Annotated in this window: 22 protein-coding genes and 1 tRNA gene; 10 read left to right on the top strand and 13 right to left on the bottom strand. The window is 68.0% G+C overall.

Features of this window, described 5'->3' with window-relative positions:
* Positions 1-33 precede the first annotated feature (33 nt).
* Together ABTX24_RS18640 and ABTX24_RS18635 are read left to right on the top strand one after the other, a co-directional pair.
* A complete protein-coding gene (locus ABTX24_RS18640) occupies positions 34-855 on the top strand; it encodes an SDR family oxidoreductase (RefSeq protein ID WP_160025181.1) in 822 nt (273 codons plus the stop codon).
* Complete coding sequence (locus tag ABTX24_RS18635) at positions 852-1,565, top strand: enoyl-CoA hydratase/isomerase family protein (protein WP_350841601.1); 714 nt, start codon at positions 852-854, stop codon at positions 1,563-1,565. Before ABTX24_RS18640 ends, ABTX24_RS18635 begins: the two co-directional genes overlap by 4 nt.
* Positions 1,566-1,587: 22 nt before the next feature.
* Here the strand turns inward: ABTX24_RS18635 and ABTX24_RS18630 are convergent, their stop codons facing one another.
* Positions 1,588-2,151, bottom strand: a complete 564-nt coding sequence (locus ABTX24_RS18630; RefSeq protein ID WP_350841599.1) for a TetR/AcrR family transcriptional regulator — start codon at positions 2,149-2,151, stop codon at positions 1,588-1,590.
* 16 nt (positions 2,152-2,167) lie between these two features.
* Positions 2,168-2,839 carry a biliverdin-producing heme oxygenase gene (locus ABTX24_RS18625; protein WP_350841598.1) on the bottom strand — a complete coding sequence of 224 codons (672 nt, stop codon included), beginning with the start codon at positions 2,837-2,839 and terminating at the stop codon, positions 2,168-2,170.
* A gap of 450 nt (positions 2,840-3,289) precedes the next feature.
* Between ABTX24_RS18625 and ABTX24_RS18620 the strand changes: the two genes are divergently transcribed.
* The 4 genes from ABTX24_RS18620 to ABTX24_RS18605 all read left to right on the top strand — a co-directional run bounded on the left by ABTX24_RS18620 (position 3,290) and on the right by ABTX24_RS18605 (position 7,616).
* A complete protein-coding gene (locus ABTX24_RS18620; RefSeq protein WP_160025185.1) occupies positions 3,290-4,597 on the top strand; it encodes a hypothetical protein in 1,308 nt (435 codons plus the stop codon).
* 218 nt (positions 4,598-4,815) lie between these two features.
* A complete protein-coding gene (locus tag ABTX24_RS18615; RefSeq protein WP_350841596.1) occupies positions 4,816-5,685 on the top strand; it encodes a GmrSD restriction endonuclease domain-containing protein in 870 nt (289 codons plus the stop codon).
* Between the two features lie 103 nt (positions 5,686-5,788).
* Positions 5,789-7,030 (top strand): hypothetical protein, encoded by a 1,242-nt coding sequence (locus tag ABTX24_RS18610; protein WP_350841594.1) that lies wholly within the window; start codon positions 5,789-5,791, stop codon positions 7,028-7,030.
* On the top strand, positions 7,023-7,616 hold the full coding sequence (locus ABTX24_RS18605; protein ID WP_350841592.1) for a class F sortase: 594 nt from the start codon (positions 7,023-7,025) through the stop codon (positions 7,614-7,616). Before ABTX24_RS18610 ends, ABTX24_RS18605 begins: the two co-directional genes overlap by 8 nt.
* 78 nt (positions 7,617-7,694) lie before the next feature.
* Here ABTX24_RS18605 and ABTX24_RS18600 read toward each other — a convergent pair whose 3' ends face one another.
* Both ABTX24_RS18600 and ABTX24_RS18595 read right to left on the bottom strand, forming a co-directional pair.
* A complete protein-coding gene (locus ABTX24_RS18600) occupies positions 7,695-8,021 on the bottom strand; it encodes a GroES family chaperonin (protein WP_457165442.1) in 327 nt (108 codons plus the stop codon).
* Positions 8,022-8,050: 29 nt separating this feature from the next.
* The gene (locus ABTX24_RS18595; RefSeq protein WP_350841590.1) at positions 8,051-8,308 is read right to left on the bottom strand and encodes a DUF3618 domain-containing protein; all 258 of its coding nucleotides are present in this window, start codon (positions 8,306-8,308) and stop codon (positions 8,051-8,053) included.
* A gap of 82 nt (positions 8,309-8,390) precedes the next feature.
* Here ABTX24_RS18595 and bcp point away from each other — a divergent pair, with 82 nt between their 5' ends.
* On the top strand, positions 8,391-8,861 hold the full coding sequence (gene bcp, locus ABTX24_RS18590) for a thioredoxin-dependent thiol peroxidase (RefSeq protein WP_141806014.1): 471 nt from the start codon (positions 8,391-8,393) through the stop codon (positions 8,859-8,861).
* 2 nt (positions 8,862-8,863) lie between these two features.
* Here bcp and ABTX24_RS18585 read toward each other — a convergent pair whose 3' ends face one another.
* The 3 genes from ABTX24_RS18585 to ABTX24_RS18575 all read right to left on the bottom strand — a co-directional run bounded on the left by ABTX24_RS18585 (position 8,864) and on the right by ABTX24_RS18575 (position 9,901).
* Entirely contained in the window at positions 8,864-9,274 is a 411-nt protein-coding gene (locus ABTX24_RS18585; protein ID WP_160025191.1) for a hypothetical protein, read from the bottom strand.
* 111 nt (positions 9,275-9,385) lie between these two features.
* Positions 9,386-9,467 (bottom strand) — tRNA-Leu (locus tag ABTX24_RS18580).
* A gap of 50 nt (positions 9,468-9,517) precedes the next feature.
* Positions 9,518-9,901, bottom strand: coding sequence for a DUF805 domain-containing protein (locus ABTX24_RS18575; protein ID WP_350841588.1), 384 nt, complete (start codon positions 9,899-9,901; stop codon positions 9,518-9,520).
* Positions 9,902-10,044: 143 nt separating this feature from the next.
* On the opposite strand from ABTX24_RS18575, the gene ABTX24_RS18570 reads away from it, so the two are divergent.
* Positions 10,045-10,644, top strand: a complete 600-nt coding sequence (locus tag ABTX24_RS18570) for a Maf family protein (RefSeq protein WP_350841586.1) — start codon at positions 10,045-10,047, stop codon at positions 10,642-10,644.
* Here the strand turns inward: ABTX24_RS18570 and ABTX24_RS18565 are convergent.
* From ABTX24_RS18565 to ABTX24_RS18540, 6 genes are all read right to left on the bottom strand, one after another.
* On the bottom strand, positions 10,601-11,206 hold the full coding sequence (locus ABTX24_RS18565; RefSeq protein WP_350841584.1) for a GtrA family protein: 606 nt from the start codon (positions 11,204-11,206) through the stop codon (positions 10,601-10,603). The two genes, ABTX24_RS18570 and ABTX24_RS18565, sit on opposite strands and share 44 nt — an antisense overlap.
* An 80-nt stretch (positions 11,207-11,286) precedes the next feature.
* Positions 11,287-12,465, bottom strand: coding sequence for an acyl-CoA dehydrogenase family protein (locus ABTX24_RS18560; RefSeq protein WP_350841582.1), 1,179 nt, complete (start codon positions 12,463-12,465; stop codon positions 11,287-11,289).
* 66 nt (positions 12,466-12,531) lie between these two features.
* The gene (locus ABTX24_RS18555; protein ID WP_160025195.1) at positions 12,532-13,419 is read right to left on the bottom strand and encodes a carbohydrate ABC transporter permease; all 888 of its coding nucleotides are present in this window, start codon (positions 13,417-13,419) and stop codon (positions 12,532-12,534) included.
* A gap of 79 nt (positions 13,420-13,498) precedes the next feature.
* On the bottom strand, positions 13,499-14,524 hold the full coding sequence (locus tag ABTX24_RS18550) for a carbohydrate ABC transporter permease (protein WP_160025196.1): 1,026 nt from the start codon (positions 14,522-14,524) through the stop codon (positions 13,499-13,501).
* Between the two features lie 4 nt (positions 14,525-14,528).
* Positions 14,529-15,938: an N-acetylglucosamine/diacetylchitobiose ABC transporter substrate-binding protein gene (gene ngcE, locus ABTX24_RS18545; RefSeq protein ID WP_160025197.1), complete on the bottom strand. Its 1,410-nt coding sequence runs from the start codon at positions 15,936-15,938 to the stop codon at positions 14,529-14,531.
* A gap of 51 nt (positions 15,939-15,989) precedes the next feature.
* Positions 15,990-16,739 (bottom strand): sugar isomerase domain-containing protein, encoded by a 750-nt coding sequence (locus ABTX24_RS18540; protein WP_350841769.1) that lies wholly within the window; start codon positions 16,737-16,739, stop codon positions 15,990-15,992.
* Between the two features lie 124 nt (positions 16,740-16,863).
* On the opposite strand from ABTX24_RS18540, the gene ABTX24_RS18535 reads away from it, so the two are divergent.
* Together ABTX24_RS18535 and ABTX24_RS18530 are read left to right on the top strand one after the other, a co-directional pair.
* Positions 16,864-17,826, top strand: coding sequence for an N-acetylglucosamine kinase (locus tag ABTX24_RS18535; protein ID WP_350841580.1), 963 nt, complete (start codon positions 16,864-16,866; stop codon positions 17,824-17,826).
* Positions 17,827-17,857: 31 nt separating this feature from the next.
* Positions 17,858-17,992 (top strand): biotin carboxylase N-terminal domain-containing protein (locus tag ABTX24_RS18530; protein WP_502891098.1); only part of this gene is annotated, 135 nt, incomplete at its 3' end.

Below are 17,992 nucleotides of genomic sequence, written 5' to 3'. Positions count from 1 at the left end.
CACAGCCGCAGAGGATCTGTAACGTCCCCGGGCATGAGCCTTTCTGGACGCACCATCATCATGTCGGGCGGCAGCCGCGGCATCGGCCTGGCCGTGGGCATCGCCGCAGCCAGGCTGGGAGCCAACGTCACGCTGCTGGCGAAGACGGACACACCCGACCCACGCCTCCCCGGCACCGTTCACACGGCCGCTGCGGAGATCGAGGAAGCGGGCGGGCAGGCGCTGGCAGTGGTCGGCGACGTCCGTGACGAGGCCTCGGTGGAGAACGCCGTCGCACAGACCGTCGAGCGGTTCGGCGGCATCGACATCGTGCTCAACAACGCCTCCGCGATCGCGCTCGACGGCACCGAGGACCTGCCGATGAAGCGCTTCGACCTGATGACGCAGATCCAGCTGCGCGGGACGTACCTGCTCACCAGCAAGTCGCTTCCCCACCTGCGCGCATCGGCCAACCCGCACATCCTGTCGCTCTCGCCGCCGATCAACCTCGCGCCGCAGTGGCTCGGCGCACACCCGGCGTACACCCTGGCGAAGTATGGCATGAGTCTGCTGACGCTCAGCTGGGCGGCGGAGTACGCCGAGCACGGCATCGCCGCCAACTGCCTGTGGCCCGAGACCCTCATCGCCACGGCCGCGGTGCAGAACCTCCTCGGCGGAGACGCAGCGGTGGAGAGGTCGCGTACGCCCGAGATCGTCGCCGACGCCGCGGTGGAGATCCTGGGGCGTCCCTCGCGCGAGTGCACCGGCAACTCGTTCCTCGACGTCGACGTGCTCCGGGACGCTGGAGTCACGGACTTCTCAAAGTACGGCGGGACCGGCGACCTGGAGTACGACATCTTCGTGGACAGGCCATGACCAGCCTCGTGCGGGAGCGGCGCGGAGACGTCGAGATCCTCCGGCTCAACCGTCCCGAGAAGAGAAACGCCCTCGACACCCCGACGCTCCGCCTGTTCAACGACGCCTTGAGAGAACTCTCCGATGACGGCGAGGTTCGCGCAGTGGTGCTCTCGACGACATCCGCCGACGCCTTCTGTGCAGGCGCGGACGTCACCGAATCCCTGGACGCGGCAGGCGGAGTCGCCCGGATGGAGGCATTCGCGGAGCTCTACCGGCTCGTCGAGCAGGTGCCCGTGCCGACGATCGCCGTCTGCGTCGGCAACTGCGTGGGCGCCGGCGCCGAGATCATCGCCGGCTGCGACCTGCGCGTGGCCGGGGACAACCTGAAGCTCGCCTGGGCCGGCGCCCGGCTGGGCGTTCCGGTCGGCCCGGCCCGCCTGACCCAGCTCGTCGGCCTCTCCCGCGCGAAGGAGCTGATCTACACCGGGCGCCCGGTCGGGGCGGACGAGGCCGTCGCGACGGGCCTGGCCCTGCGTACGGCCCCTGCCAACCAAGCCGAGGCGGTCGCTCTCGAGCTGGCAGAGCTCATCGTGCGCCAGTCGCCCGACGGGATCCGCACCCTGAAGGCGATGTTCCGCGAGCTCGAGGGCACTGAAGACCGCATCACCTACGAGAACGAACGGCTGATCGACTTCCAGAGGAACAGCGTCGGCCTGCCGCAGGGCTAGCCGACCTACCTGCGCGCGCGACTCACAGGGCGCCGACGGCGCGGAGGACGAACTCCTCGATCCGCTCAGCCGGAAGGTTGCGGGTGCCCAGGACGGCGTGGACGAGGGCGAGGGTGGCGTCGATGTCGGAGACGGCGAAGACGCCCTCCTCGGCACCCTGCTCGAGGATCTCGGCGAGGACCTGCTCGACGGCGACGACGTGCTCACGGATCTCCTGGCGAGCCTCCTCGGGGAGCCCGCCGTAGACCTGGGGGCCGAAGCCCATGTGGAACTTCTCGCCGAGGGTGAGGTGGTTGCGTACGTAGATCCGCAGCCGTTCGGCAGGCTGATCGCTCGCGGCGAGCTGAGCCTGGAGGGACGCGACGTACTCCGAGGTCTCGTGGGTCGCGAACGCGACCATCACCGCGTCGCGGTCCTTGAAGTGGTGGTAGATCGCGGTGCGTCCGATCTCCGCGCGCTGTGCCAGCTTCGACATGCTGACGGCGTCGTAGCTGCCCTCGGCCATCAGCTCCGCGAACGCCGCGAAGATCCGTTCGCGCACCAGTCTGCGGTGCTCGGGGACGTTCTCGGCGGCGATACGGGGCACGAGAGCGAACCCTAGTTCACCTGCGATAAGTGTCGAGGCGAGCGCCGAGCTCCTCGAAGAGGGCCTGGTTGAGACCGAAGGCGACCTGGACCTCCTCGACGATGCGGATCTTCTCCGCGGGGCCGAGGGGCAGCGCATCGAGGCGGGCGCGGTAGCCGTCCTTGTAGGGCTTCGGCTTGGGGATCTCGGCGAACTCGTAGAACGCCACCCCCTCGCCGTCGAGCTCGAAGAACCGGTCGAGCAGCCGGCCGATCGCCTGGCCACCGGAGAGATCACCGAGGTAGCGCGTGTAGTGGTGGGCGGCGTAGAGACCGCCCCAGGCGCGAGTGGCCTCGATCCGAGCGACGTACGCATCGACGGCCGCCGACTCCACGGCGTCACCGTCGACACCGGGCGCCCACACGGCCAGGTCGGCATCGATCGAGGCTAGGCGCTCCAGGGCGACGTCATGGACGGCTTCGGCGACGGCGTCCGTGGCGGCCAGGTCGCGGCCGACCGTCTCGAGCGCGACGTAGACCTTGCGCAGGCGCAGCAGATAGTCGGCGTACCCCTGCTCGTTGACCCGGCCGGCCAGCAGCTCCTCCATGAAGGAGGAGCTCTCGGCGGCCGTGTGCTGGATCCGAGAGCCCTCGCGCATCAGCGCGGAGAGTGGAGCGTCGTGCATCTCGTCGGCGAGCAGGGCGGACATGTGTCCTCCAGTCAGGGTCGGGCGGCAGCGATCGGCGGTCCGGCAAAGATCCTGACACACTGTCAGAAAGTCGGCAAGGTTTTGGTTAGGTAACCCTAACAAACTGGCGCCAGATCGGGTTGTGGAGATGCCTACAGTGCATTGTTCCCGAACCGGAGAGCACAACGTGACGACCACAACTTGCCCAGGCGTCTCAGACGTTCGGGTAGCGATCATGAGGAAGATCAACAAGGGGTCCGACCAGGTGCTCGAAGACGACGTGTTGCCGGGGAAGTTACGGCCGATTTCACGGCCATCCGGGCCGTCTCGTACGCCTATGCACCCGCGATCCGACGTGGCTAAACTCCCCGCTTCGTCACGGCGAGTCACAGCAACCGGGGGGCTGCAGAGGCTGACTTCTACTCGTCGTGCCCTGTCATCGACAGTTATCAACACCATTGGAGAAGTCACTTGCGCTCCCCACTCTCGGTCCGCGGAGCCGCCCTTGCTGCGGCGACCGCGATGATCGGTCTTTCCGTGACCGCGGCCCCGGCGACTGCGGCGGAGAAGCCCCAGGCCAAGGCCTCGTCGGTCGCTCTGACCGTCAACGTGTCTGACAAGGTCAAGGTCGACACCGGTCGCTACACCGCCACGTACAACGGCAAGAAGACCGTCAACTCGGGCACCAACAAGCCCGCTCTTCCGCTCCTCGCGGGCGAGCAGCAGCTGCTCTCGGTCGGCGTCTTCGCCCAGGACGCGGCCGCCGCCCTCCAGAACGGCACCGTCTACTCCGGCGCCTGCTCGGCCCTGGCCGGCAAGGGCGCGACCCTCGTCGCCATCGGCGACGGCTCCAGCTGCGTGAAGCCGGGCGAGGCCGTCACGGTGAACCTCGCCGAGCTCGACCTCCAGAAGCTGGGTGCCACCACCGACTACCTGCTCAACGACGAGAGCAAGGACGTCCACGTCAAGCTCGGCCCGGTCAACGACCTGGTCCAGACCGTCGTCTCCGGCGTGCTCGCCAAGGTCGGCGGCCTTTCGGTCGGTGTCGACCTCGACGCCGCGGAGAGCACCTGCATGGCGCAGGGCTCCACGTTCAAGGGCAAGACCCAGCTCAAGAACGCCGCCGTCACCGTCAACGTCCCCGGCAAGGGCGACATCAAGGTCGCCGACCTTCCGGCGAACCCGAAGAAGAACACCACGGTCGTTCCCGACCTCTCCCCGGTGACCGACGCCGTCCTCGGCCGCGTCGACACGCTGCTCCAGTCGGGCCTGAAGACCAGGGACGGGCTCGCCGGCCTGGACGTCTCGATCCGCGTCGACCTGATCGAGCACATCAAGGAGCAGCTCGCCGTGCTGCTCAAGGGCCTCGAGACCGACCTGGTCAAGCTCACCCTGAACAAGCAGGACAAGACCGCCAAGTCGCTCGAGGTGTCCGCTCTGGACATCAACGTCCTCGACGCCGTGAAGAAGGTCGGCGCCCCGACCGCTGCCAAGGTCGCCATCGGCACCAGCACCTGCGGCACCAACGGCCTCACCGCCGCCGAGGAGAAGGCTGCGGCCAGCGGTGACAAGAAGAACGTCGACGTCGTCGTCTCCGGCGACAAGTCCGACCCGGACACGAGCGTCCAGGCCAAGCCCGACAACGCCCCGGCCAACGCCGAGCTCAACCTGCTCTCGTCCCCGGCCGCCAAGGGCGGGTTCGCCGCAGGCGCGCTCGTGCTGCTCGTCGCCGCTGCTGCCGCCACCCGGTGGTTCCTGCTGCGCCGGTCGCACGCCTGATCCGCTGATCAGGACTCCCCGGTAGGACCGTCGTAGAACCTGCGACACCCGCGTCCCGGGCCAAGGCTCCAGCCTCGGCCCGGGACGCGCTCGTTTTGCTGGAAAGGGTGCAGGTTCTGGGCGGCGCGCCTGCGTGCCGCCCGCCGTGGGATCCGACAGGGTTGGGCCGCCCCCCGATGCTCCCCAGAGCTCTTCCCCCATATCTCTGGAGTCACCCCATGCTGCGCCCGCTGGCGACCCTGCTCGCCGTCGTACTCCTCTGCTCCGGCTGCGCCGAGGTCTCCCAGCCGGACACCGCCGTCCAAGCCGGATACGGCGCCGACAGCGGCGAGGAGGTCAGCCTTCCGCTGACCGAGGCCATCGCGAAGCTCCCCGTCGCCAAGGAGGTCGCCTCTGGCTACGAGAGGGAGAAGTTCAATCACTGGGTCGACGCCGACGGCGACTGCCAGGACGCCCGCACCGAGGTGCTCCTCGAGGAGTCGAAGAAGAAGGCCCGCGGCAGGTGCGACGTCTCCAGGGGCGTATGGCTCTCCACGTACGACGGGGTCACCGTCAAGCGCCCCGGCGGCCTCGACATCGACCACATGGTCGCGCTCAAGGAGGGCTGGGAGTCCGGCGCCAACGCGTGGACGGACGAGCAGCGGGAGGCGTACGCGAACGACCTCGGTGACCCGCGCGCCCTCATCGCCGTCACCGCCGCGACCAACCGCAGCAAGGGCGACCAGGACCCGGCCGACTGGATGCCCGACGCCACGAGCTACCACTGCACGTACGTCGCCGACTGGGTCGCCGTGAAGATCCGCTGGAGCCTCTTCGTCGACCGTGCGGAGAAGGCCGCGATCGAGGACATCGCCGCCGGCTGCGACAACCCCGAGATCACCGTGCGCCTGGCCGGGCCGGCCCAGAGCGACCCGGCCCAGAGCGACCCTGCCCCGAGCGACCCCGCCCCGGACTCGGGTGAGGATCCCCGCTTCGACACCTGCGCCAAGGCGACCGCGGAGGGCTACGGGCCCTACCGGAAGGGCCGCGACGCCGAGTACGCCTGGTACCGCGACGGCGACAAGGACGGCACGGTCTGCGACAGCTGACGCGACACCCGGATTCCGCAGGTCAGAAGCGATACCCCAGCCCGTAACGTACGAGGCTCCTCCTCCGTTGAGTGTGACGAACGTCAAAGGGAGGGATATTCACGTGCGCACAACACTCATCGCGCGGGGGGCCGCGGTGGCGGCTGCAGCCGCCATGGTTGCCTTGTCAGCCGCACCTGCGAGCGCCGCCACGGTGTCGCAGGCGTCCGCAACCGCGCTGAGCCTCGAGCTGGCCGGCACCGGAGCGACCGACTCGGGCACCTATGCCGTCACCAACGACGGCTCCAGCGAGTCGGCCAAGGGCACCAACGAGCCGATCGTCACCGCGCTCGGTGGCCAGGACGCCATCCACGTCGGCACGCTGGCCCAGGACGCGGTCGCCAAGCGCAACGCCACCTCGGCCGCCTGCGCCGGCATCGCCGGCGACGGTGCGACGCTGGTCGCGGCCGGGTCCGGCGACTGCCTCAGCGGCGGCGACAACATCAAGCTCGACGCAGCCAGCCTCGACTTCGGCGACCTGCAGGTGATCCAGTCCGACCTGTTCCAGGGTATGGATGCCAAGGTCCAGGAGGCCCTGAAGCCGTTCCAGAGCCAGATCGTCAGCGCGCTCGACCAGCTCCTCGCCCCCGCGGTCGACGGGTTGGACGGTGCCGGCATCTACGTGGACCTCGGCGCCGTGCAGAGCCACTGCACCGCCAACGACGACACCGCACGTGGCGACAGCACGATCGCCAACTCGTCCGCCTACGTGGTCCTGCCCGGCGGCAAGCGGGAGACCCTCGTCGACCTGCCCGTCGACCCCGCGGTGAACCAGAAGGTCGTCACCGATCTCTCCGGCGTGGTCGATGTCGTTATCAAGGGTCTGCGGACCCAGCTGACCAACGGTCTCGGTGGTGCGCTCCAGCCGATCGATCCCGTCGTCGTCGAACTGCAGAAGCAGGTGCTCAACACACTGCTGACCTCGATCGAGGAGCAGCTCGCGCCGCTGGAGGACAACGTCCTCGACATCACTCTCAATGCCCAGGACAAGTCCCCCGGCGCGATCACGGTGACCGCGCTCGACGCCAAGATCCTCCCGGCCGCCGAGGCGTTCGTCGGCAGCAGCCTGGCGCACCTGACCATCGGCACCAGCCACTGTGGCCCGAACAGCCCGGTCACGAAGACGGTCGTCAACAACCCGCCGAAGGCGGCCAACCCGCCGGCTTCGGTCCCGACCGTCGTGACGGCCGGTGTGGAGAGCTACGACGACGGTAGCGCCGGACGCATCGCTCTGGTCACCCTGCTGCTCCTTGCGGCCGCGGGCGCCGGTGTGGCGACGTACGTCCGCATGTTGCGGCGTGGCTGACACCTCTGTTGACTCGCCGCCGCGGCTCGCCGCGGCGGCGGGTGGCCTCTGGACCGCGCTGGTCGTGCTCGCTGTCGCGATGGTGCTGGCCGGGCTCTTGTGGCCCAGCGGCAGCGCCACGGTGGAGGTGCCGCCCGGCGCCCCGCAGCGCCTCGAGCTGCCCGGCCTGAACACGAAGGCGAGGGTCGTCCCGATCCGCCTCAAGGGCGAGGTGCTCGACCCGCCGCGCAACCCGCGCGAGATCGGCTGGTGGGTCGGCAGCGCCAAGCCAGGCTCAGCGCAGGGTCAGACGGTCGTCACCGGCCACACCATGCACACCGGTGGCGGCAGCCTCAACAAGCTCGACCACATCGAGGAGGGGCAGGAGGTCGACATCGTCACCAAGGACGGGACCTTCCAGCACCAGGTCGACTCCGTCGAGGTGCTCAGCCGCAAGGAGCTGGCCGAGCAGGCCCAGCGCCTCTTCGGGCAGGACCACGGCGACGGCCGGCTGGTGATCATCACCTGCACCGACTGGAACGGCTCGAGCTACGACAGCAACATCGTCGTGATGGCGCATCGCTTTAACGCACTACCGAAAAGATAATGCCGAGTCGGCGCATCCGACCCCTCTCGCTCGCTTCGCTTCGCGAGACACGGGGTCAGATCCGCCGACTCGGCAGGGTTACAGGTACAAGCCGGTCGACTCGTCAGCGATCCGCTCAGCCGCGACCGCGTGCACGTCGCGCTCCCGCATCAGGACGTACACCTCTCCGGCGACCTCGACCTCCGGCTTGTCATCGGCGTCGAAGAGCACCCGGTCACCGATCTCGACGGCCCGTGCGTGCGGACCGACGGCGACCACCCGTGACCAGGTGAGCCGCCGGGCAGCGCCCATGGCGGCCGTCGCCGGGATGACGATGCCGCCCGAGGAGCGACGCTCACCGGCGTCGGACGCGACCTCGACCAGCACCCGGTCGTGGAGCATCTTGATGGGGGTCTTGTCGGTCACGTCCGTGTTGCCTTGCCGGTGGGGAGTGGTCAGTTGGCCTTGGTGATCTTACGCAGCGTGGCCATGAGCACGACGGTGCCCACCACCCCGCTGACGGTCTTCGCGATGTTGCCCATCTTCGGCTCACCGGAGACCGGGTCGACGTAGACCGCCTTGATGGCCGCCACCTGGCGCTGAACGATCGTCTTCGGGCTGCCCCGGTAGATCAGCTCGTCGATGGTGCCTGCGAGCCGCTCACGGATCTCTTCGATCTCGGACTCGAGCGAGGAAGTCTGGTCCTTGGACATGCGCAGACCTTAGCAACCGGCGTACGTCCACTGCGTGCTCCACCGCTGCGGTTCGCCTGGGAATGTTCGCTAGGTTGGCTCCATGACGCGTCTCGAGCCGGGCGATGTGGCCCCCGACTTCACTCTTCCCGACGACACCGGCGCGGAGGTCTCGCTCAGCAGCCTCCGCGGCCGCAAGGTGATCGTCTACTTCTACCCCGCCGCGATGACCCCCGGCTGCACCAAGCAGGCCTGCGACTTCACCGACTCGATCGACTCACTGAAGGCCGCCGGCTACGAGGTCGTCGGTGTATCCAAGGACAAGCCCGCCAAGCTCGCGAAGTTCCGCGAGCGTGACGGGCTCACCATCACCCTGGCCTCCGACGAGGACCTCTCGGTCCACAAGGCGTACGACGCCTACGGCGAGAAGAAGCTCTACGGCAAGGTCGTCGAGGGCGTGATCCGCTCGACGTTCGTGGTCGACGAGGAGGGCAAGATCGAGGTCGCGCAGTACAACGTCAAGGCGACCGGTCACGTCGCCAAGCTCCGCCGCGACCTCGGCCTCGCCTCGTAGCTCTACTGCTGGTCGTCGGGCTTCTTGAAGTCAGGCGGAGGAGGTACGTCCTCCCCCGGGATCTCCTTCGGCGGCTCGACGACCACGGGGCCGGCGCCGGCGCTCCACTTGGCACCGGTCTCCATCAGCCACTCGCCCGCCTGGGCGGCGACGTCGGTGGCGGCCGCGCCGACCTGGAGCAGACCCGACAGGGCCTGGTTGCGGGGCGTGTCCGCGTCGGGTGCGGACGCCATCGCAGCCCTCTTGGCCTCGATCTGAGCCTTGAACTCGCCGGCCTTCTCGACGGTCTTCTCGCCGCCGGTGACAAGGTGAGGTGCTGACTTCACCTTGGCGTCCGCAACAGCGGGCTTGGCGCCCTCGACGCCCTTCTGGACGCCATCGCGCCAGTTGGACGCGTTGTCCTTGAACGACATGACTTCATCCCTCTCCTGGATGGGGTGGTGTTCTTCCATCCTTGAGGGTCCGGTGACCAATGTCCATGGGGATCGACCCTGGGACGCCCCGGGTCGGACCCGGACTCTGTGTGCCGAAGGCGGGACTTGAACCCGCACGCCCTGGAGCACAGCATCCTAAGTGCTGCGTGTCTGCCAATTCCACCACTTCGGCCGAGCGGCGATCAGTCTAGAGACTGATCGCCGTTCGTGGTTAGCCGCCGGTCAGGCGACGTTGTACTTGTCGCCCTCGGCCTTCTCCGGGAGGGCCCAGAAGACGATCAGCACGATCCAGCCGATGCACGGCAGGAGCCAGAGCAACTGCCACCAGCCGGAGCGGCCGGTGTCGTGCAGGCGTCGGGCACCGACCGAGAGGGACGGGACCAGGATGGCGAGCGCGAAGATGCCGCCGATGATGGAACCGGCGGTCGAGTCGGCGCCGAGGAGCAGGTTGATCGCCATGTTGACGACCACAGCAGCGCCCCAGGGCCACCAGAACTCGGACCGGCTGGCGCGGCCCTCGAAGGAGGCGTACTTCTTGAAGAAGCGCACGATGGCGTCGCGGGGCGACGCACCGCGGAGCGGCTGGCTCAGCGAAACTTCGCCCACGGGGCCAGCACCGTACGGCTGCTGGGGCGGGGGCGGCGGGTAATCCGTCACTTCGGATTTCTCCTCATTGAGATGGGTTGGATGTGCGAAACCTAGTCGGGACGGACTCCGGGGTAAAGGACCACTACCCCTAGGGTTGAGCCATGACCACGCTGGTCCTTGCCTCCAAGTCCCCTGCCCGGCTACAGACGCTGCGCAGCGCAGGCGTCGAACCTGTGGTGATCGTCTCCGGTGTCGACGAGAGCAAGCTCGATGGACTACCGCCGACAGAGCTGGCGCTCGGGCTCGCCGAGCTCAAGCGGGACGCGGTCGCCGGCCGTCCCGAGGTGCCCGAAGGGGCGCTCGTGCTGGGGTGCGACAGCGTCCTCGAGCTGGACGGGAAACCCCTGGGGAAGCCGCACGACCCCGAGGAGGCGACCCAGCGCTGGCGGGAGATGCGGGGGCGCAGCGGCGTTCTCGTCTCCGGGCATGCCCTGGTCGACACCGCGACCGGCCGGCACGTGTCGCAGACGGCTGCCACGACGGTGCATTTCGCCGACGTGAGCGACGAGGAGATCGCTGCGTACGTCGCGACCGGCGAGCCGCTGCACGTCGCCGGGGCATTCACGATCGACGGGCTCGGCGGGGCCTTCATCACCGGGATCGAGGGCGACCACCACAACGTGGTCGGACTCAGCCTCCCGCTGCTACGCGACCTGCTCAGCCGGCTCGGTCATGCGTGGCCTGCTCTGTGGAACCGCTGACCGGCTCTCGGCGTTCCGGCGCCATCAGCACCGTCCCGCCTGCCGCGGCCTCCAGCGCCGCGGCCTCCTCCTCCACGCTGCCGTAGACCTGCGTGTAGCGGATGGGGCGGCCGAAGACGAACTTCCGGAAGAGGAAGAACCGGGCGATCTGACCCAGCAGCACGCCGACCACGTTGGCAGAGAGGTTGTCGGCGATCGCGCTGTCCCAGCCGATCACGCTACGGGTGACGTAGAGACACCCGACCGGCAGCAGCATCGTGACCGCGTTGATCACGACATAAGCCGTGAACCCGCCATCGGGATGGTCGGAGACGCGGTGACGGAACGTCCAACGGCGACTCAGGTCGTAGCTGATCAGCATGCCGACCGTGTTGGCGACGATGTAGGCCGGGATCGGCTGACCGTTCATCGGTCCCGACCCCATGAAGAAGCCGTGGACCAGTCCGTTGAACAGCACGAAAGCGACTGCTGTCGCGATTCCGCCGACCATCATGAAGCGGATCACCTCCCCGAGGAGGCGGGTGCGACGCAGCCCTCCCAGCAGCTGTCCCCCGAACACCATGTGGCCACAGTAAACGGTCAATGGTGAGATGGCTCTTGATTACTTCGCGGGTTTCGTTCAGCGTGCCGTAAGATTCGCGCCTACTCGACGGGGAGGCCGAGACCTCTGGCGAGCAGCATGCGCTGCACCTCGGAGGTGCCCTCGCCGATCTCCAGGATCTTCGCGTCGCGGTAGAAGCGGGCCACCGGGTACTCCTCCATGAACCCGTAGCCACCGAAGACCTGGGTGGCGATGCGGGTCGCGGTGACGGCCGACTCGGTGGCGTACAGCTTGGCGGCGGCAGCCGCCTGCTTGAACTCCTTCATCGTCACGGCGCCCGAGTCCAGCCCGGACTTCATGGCGGCTGCCTCGTACGTCAGCAGCCGCGAGGCCCGCAGCATGACCTCGAGGTCGGCGATCTGGAAGGCGACGCCCTGCTTGCGGCCGATCGGGCCACCGAAGGTCTGCCGCTCCCCCGCGTACTCGAGCGCCATGTCGAGGCAGGCCTGGATGCAGCCGACCGCGAGCGCGGCGATCGCGACGCGGCCGTCGTCGAGGGTGGCGAGGAACTGGGCGTAGCCGCGGCCACGCTCACCGAGGAGGTGGTCGGCCGGCACCCGGGCGCCGTCGAAGGAGAGCGGGTGGGTGTCGGAGGCGTGCCAGCCGAGCTTGTCGTACGCCTTCTCGGCGGTGAACCCGGGCGTGCCCGAGGGGATCATGATGGTGCTGATCTCGGGCTTGCCGTTGTCACGGGTCCCGGTGCGGGCGGTGACGGTGACGACCGAGGTGATCGAGGAGCCGGAGTTGGTGATGAACTGCTTGGCGCCGTCGACGACCCACTCCTCGCCGTCGAGGACGGCCTTCGTGGCGGTCGCGCCGGCGTCGGAGCCCGCACCCGGCTCGGTCAGCCCGAACCCGGCCAGCTTCTTGCCCGCGACGAGGTCGGGGAGCCAGCGCTCCTTCTGCTCGTCGGTGCCGTAGGTGAGGATCGGGTTGATCCCCAGACCGACGGCGGCCTCGAGCGTGATCCCGATCGACTGGTCGACACGGCCGAGCTCCTCGATCGCGACGCAGAGCGCGACGAGGTCACCCTCGCCTCCGCCGTACGCCTCGGGGGCGGTCAGGCCGAACAGGCCCAGCTCACCCATCTTGTGGACCACGTCGACGGGGAAGTGATGGTCGCGGTCCCACTGCGAGGCATGGGGCGCGATCTCCTTCTGGGCGAAGTCACGGACGACAGCACGCAGCTCTTCGTGCTCGGGCTGGAGAAAAGCGGTCACGCGCCCCAGGTTAGCGCTTATTAACCTGGGGCGCGAGATCCGCGTCACATCTGGGTCAGATCCGGGTCAGCGGAACGTGCCCGTCGAGACCGTCCCAGCGATTCTCCGCTGGAAGATCAGGTAGACGACCAGCACCGGAAGCACGGTCAGCACCACCCCGGCGAAGAGCGCGCCGAAGTCGACGTTGTAACCCGCCTGGGAGGAGAACGACGCCATGCCCTGGGTGAGCACGTAGTTGTTCCGGTCGGTGTTGAGCGCCACCGGCAGCAGGAACTGGTTCCACAGCCCGAGGAAGTTGAAGATCGCCACGCCGGCCATCCCGGGTGCGGCCATCGGCAGCATGATCTGGAAGAACGTGCGCCACTCGCCCGCACCGTCCATCATCGCGGCCTCGTAGACGTCGTCGGGCAGCGTCTTGAAGAAGGCGTAGAGGAAGAAGACGGTGAACGGCAGCGCGTAGGCGACGTACGTCAGGATCAGCCCGGGCAGCGTGTTGAGCAGCCCGAAACCCTGGAGCACGAAGAACAGCGGCACGATGACCAGGAAGACCGGGAAGGTCAGCCCAGCCAGCATCGTGTAGTAGATGACCCTGCGGCCGAAGAACTCGAACCGCGCCAGCACGTAGGCGCACATCGCCCCCAGCAGCATCACCAGCACCAAGGCGGTGCCGACGACGATGACGGTGTTGAAGAAGTACGTCCCGATGCCGGCCTTGGTCCAGGCGCTGACGTAGTTGTCGAAGTTCCACTCCGCAGGCAGGGAGAACGGCGAGGAGAGGATCTCCTTCGACGTCTTGAACGAGGAGAGCACCACCCAGCAGAAGGGCACGATGACGATGACCGACCAGATGATCAGCATCGTGTGCGAGGTGCCGGCGACCAGGGCGTCGCCGGGCGTACGTCGCCCGCCTTCGGAGCGGGTGGCGACTGGCTTGTCCAGAGTGACGGCACTCATCGGGCCACCTCCGTAGCGCAAGCGCCAGAATACGGACGCGGCCCGATGAAAGATCCAATGTTCGCTCGCTTGCGCTCGCTCATCGTCGTACCTCGGCTTTCTTGTCCCGGCCGCCGGCGAAGTGGAAGACGACGAAGACCAGGGCGGCGAAGAGCAGCGTGACCAGGGCGAGCACCACGCCCATCGAGGTGGCGTAGCCGAACTGGCTCTTCTTGAAGGCGGTGTTCATCAGGTGCTGGCTCATCGTGAGCGTGCTGTTGGCAGGGCCGCCGCCAGGGGCGAGCGCCGCCATGAAGACGTACGCATCGAGGGTGAGGATCCCCAGATAGATGTAGGCCGTCTGCACGTTGTCACGGATCGAGGGCAGCGTGATCGAGATGGCGGTGCGGAAGCGACCGGCACCATCGATGCGCGCAGCCTCGTAGATCTCCGCGGGTACGCCCTTGATGGCGGCCACGAAGAGCACGGTGTAGAAGCCGATGCTCGCCCAGATGATCACGAACATGGAGGCCGGCATCGCCGCACGCACCTCACCTAGCCAGGCGTAGTCCTTGAACCCGTCGAGGCCGACGCCGGTGAGCATGCCGTTGAGCAGGCCTGCGGCGGGGTCGTAGACCTGAGCCCAGAGCAGACCGATGACGACGGCCGGGACGGCGTAGGGGAAGAACGAGACGACCCGGTAGAAGCCGGACCCGTTCAGACCTCGGACCTGACCGGTGCTGGGACCCGCGGTGGTCACGACCACCGCGATCGCCAGCGCCGCGACCAGAGTCACGAACGGCACCACGATCGTCAGCAGTACGTTGTTGCGCAGCGCCTTGAGGAAGGTGTCGTCGTCGAGCAGCTTGGCGTAGTTGTCCAGGCCGACGAAGTTCATGACCGGGGAGAAACCGGTCCAGTCGGTGAGCGAGTAGAAGAGGGCCTGCCCGATCGGGACCACGACGAAGATGACGAAGACCGCGACCGGAAGGCCGAGGAAGACCGTCATGAACAGTGCCCGGTCGAGGGTGAGCTTGCGGCGGCGCCGGCCGGGGGCGGCCCCCCAAGGATTCTCCTCGGAGGGGCCGCCGGCCGTCTGGGCCATCGTGGTGGATGGGTCCGGCATGGTGTCAGGAAACCTTGAGCTTCTCGATCGATGAGTCGTCGGCGACCTTGTCGAAGATGCCCTGGACTGCCTTGGTCAGGCCCTTGACGTCGAGGTCGCCGGAGAGGAACGAGTTCCACACGACGAGCTCGTCGGCGTTGGTGCCGTAGTAGTCGTAGAACTGGAAGTTGAAGGTGTTCTCACCAGCGGCGTCGAGCATCGCGCTCTGCGACTTCAGCGCCGCGGAGCCGAACCCGTCGGCAGGGATGGTGTCCTTGACGATGGTCGGCGCGAGCTTCGTCTTGGCGAAGTTGGTCGCGGCCTCCTTCGACAGCATGGCGCGCAGGATCTCCTTGCCACCGGCCGGGTTCTTCGCCTTGCTCGGGACGATGAACGCCTCGCCGGCCGCGGCACGGACGGCCTCGTACGGCAGCGCGGGGCTGTCGCTGAGGACGAACTCCGGGATGCCGGTCATCTCGAACCCTTCCTTGGTGGCGTCCTTCATCTCGTTCTCGATCCAGCCGCCGCTCGGGTAGAGGAGCGCCTGCTGGTCGTTGGACCACTTGGCCTGCGCGGCGGTGAACTGGGTGCCGGCGCCGCCCGGGATGAACATGTCCTGGCTGACCATCTCGCCGAGCTTGCCGAGGATGTCCTGGATGACCTGGTGGGACCAGATGCCCTTCTCGAGGTTCTCGAGCCCGAGGCGCACCTCGTCGCCGCCCTCCTTGGCCGCCGAGTCGATCACCAGGGTGCGGTAGTAGGTCGCCGCCTCCTTGCCCCAGGTCCAGAGGTACTTCTTCTTGGCCTTGGCCTTGGCACCCAGGTCGAGCGCCTCGTCCCAGGTCTTCGGCGCGGTCCAGCCGTTCTCCTCGAAGAGCGAGGCGGAGTACCACACGCCGTAGAGGGTCATGACGTAGTTGATCGCCACGAACCGGTCGCTGTAGGTGCCGGGGACCTTGACGTTCGGGTAGAGGGTGTCCTCGATCTTGACGCCCTCGTAGCTGTCCGCCTCGAAGACGTCGTCGAGCTCCTCGAGCTGGGCGGCGATCGAGCTGAAGCCGATCAGGTCCGCACCCGAGTTGTCGATCAGGTCCGGAGGCGTACCGCCGACGAAGCGCGGCTGCAGTTCCGTGGCGATCTTGGTGGTGGCGCTGACCTTGAGGTCGGCGTCAGCGAACTCCTTGCCGACGATGCCGGCGGCGAACTCGACGTAGTCGTAGCCGTAGCCACCGTCGAAGATCACTGCGTCGACGGTGCCGTCCTTGGGCATGCCGAACGGGTTCGACGCGGACTTGGTGCCACCGCCGGAGTTGTCGGTGTCGCTACCGGGCGCGCCACACGCGGCGAGCGCTCCAGAGAACGACACGAGCGCCGCGCCGGCGAGGGTGCCGCGCAGAAGGGTCCGGCGGTCGAGCCGGTGAAGCTGCTGGGACATCGTGCTGCCTTCTTTCGGGTGGTTTCCTCGTTACTTCTTCATTACGGGTGTTCAGGCCATGCTTCCGATGCGTTCGCCGTAGCGAGCCTTCAACGCATCGTTGTGCTCATCGCCACCCGGGATATTGGCGGAGAGGTAGAGGGGCGGGGTCTCGCCTGTCTCCTCGATCCTCGCGGCGGTGGCGAGGGTCAGGAGCTGGGCGATGTAGGCCGCCGTGATGGACGAGACGGCACCGGCGAGCACGCCGCCGTCGCCGACCGGGACGGTGGCATCGCCGAACGGAGCCAGGTTGTCGATCACCACGTCGGCGATCTCGGCCAGGCGCTTGCCGCTGGGGTGCTTGGGGGTGACCGCGTTGGTGTGCTCGAGGCTGGTCACCGCGATCACCGTGTGGCCCTCCTCCTTCGCCCGCAGCGCGATGCCGACGATCGAGCCGTTGACACCGGAGTTGGACGCGATCAGGAAGACGTCCTCCGGGTGGAACTCGTGGAGCTCCCAGAGCTCGTTGGCGATGTTGGTGTCACGCTCGAGGAGGCCGCCCTTGAGATCGCTCGCCGGCCGGTCGCCCTTGAGGACCGTGTCACGCAGAGCGATGGCGTGGGTGGGGATCAGACCACCGGCCCGTCCGGCGATCTCCATCGCGAACGCCTGCGAGTGGCCGGTGCCGAACGCCTGCAGCACACCGCCGTTGCGGATGCTGCCGACCATCGCCTCGACCGCCTTGTCGAGGCCACCGGATTGCGCCATCGACTGCAGCTCGGACAGGCGTGTGCGAACCTGCTCATCGAAGGCTCCGAACACGTCTCTGGTCAATTAGTCCACCCACCTAGCAAACTCCGGCCGCGACCGTATGTCGAGGCCTGCGCTCGAAAACTATTTGGAGAGAGTACGCCTGGCAATGGTTTTCTGTTACGAAACGGTGTCAATGAATGACAACTACTTGGGACTCGACGCGGGAGGCACCAGCACTCGCGCCGTCGTGGTCACCTCAGACGGCCGATGCACAGGCATCGGCAAGGCCGGCAGCGGCAACCCGACCTCGGCCGGTGTCGACGCTGCCACGACGGCGATCCGGGCGGCGGTGACACAGGCTGTGACCTCCGCAAATGCCGGTCAGCTCGCCGGCGCGGCCCTGGCGGTGGCGGGGGCGGGCGACGCCGGCCACCGGGCCGCGATCGTGGCCGTTCTCTCCGACCTGGTCGCGGTGGAGCCGGTCTTCGACTTCGATGTGCTGGCTGCGTACTTCTCGGGGACGGCGGCGCCGGACGGTTATGTGCTGCTCTCTGGCACGGGGGCGTCGGCGGTACGGGTCGAGGACGGCCGGCTCGCGGGGATCTCGGACGGACTGGGCTGGCTGCTCGGGGACGTCGGCTCGGGCTTCTGGCTGGGCCGGGAGGTCGTACGTGCCGGGCTGGCGCCGCTCGACGGGCGCGGCGCCACCACGGCGCTGACCGGCCTGCTGCTCGACCGGCTCGGCACCGTCCGGGACGAACGGCCACAAGGCGGACGGACCGGGACCCTCGTCGCGGCGACGGCGGCGCTCTACGCGATGCCGCCGCTGCGGCTGGCCGACTTCGCCTCGCTCGTCTTCACCGCGGCGGATGCCGGTGACGAGGTTGCCGCGGGCATCCTCGACCGGGCGGCCGCGGGGCTGGCGGAGACGCTGGCGGCGGTGCGTACGCCTGAGGTCGAGGGGCCGTTGGTCGCGGCTGGGAGCGTCCTGGCCCGGCAGCCCGACTTCGCCGCGCGGGTCGCTCCCGGGGCGGTCGTGGCGACCGACGGCCTGGCCGGAGCGGCCGTGCTGGCCCTGCGGCATGCGGGCGTGCTCGTCGACGATGCCGTGTACCGTCGAGTAACCTCCTCGCTCGCTCAGCTCAGCGAGGTGTGACAATCGTTACGACGGAGTCCCAGCAGTCACGATCGAGGAGTTCTCGTTGAGCAAGCCATTGACCAAGGTGCTGATCGCCAACCGCGGTGAGATCGCGGTTCGAGTGATCCGTGCATGCAAGGACGCCGGGATCGGGTCGGTCGCGATCTATGCCGACCCGGACCGT

The sequence above is a fragment of the Nocardioides sp. NPDC127514 genome, from assembly GCF_040302125.1.
Taxonomy (GTDB): domain Bacteria; phylum Actinomycetota; class Actinomycetes; order Propionibacteriales; family Nocardioidaceae; genus Nocardioides.
Note: the sequence above shows the minus strand (reverse complement) of the source record. Positions and strands in the feature narration are given on the sequence as shown.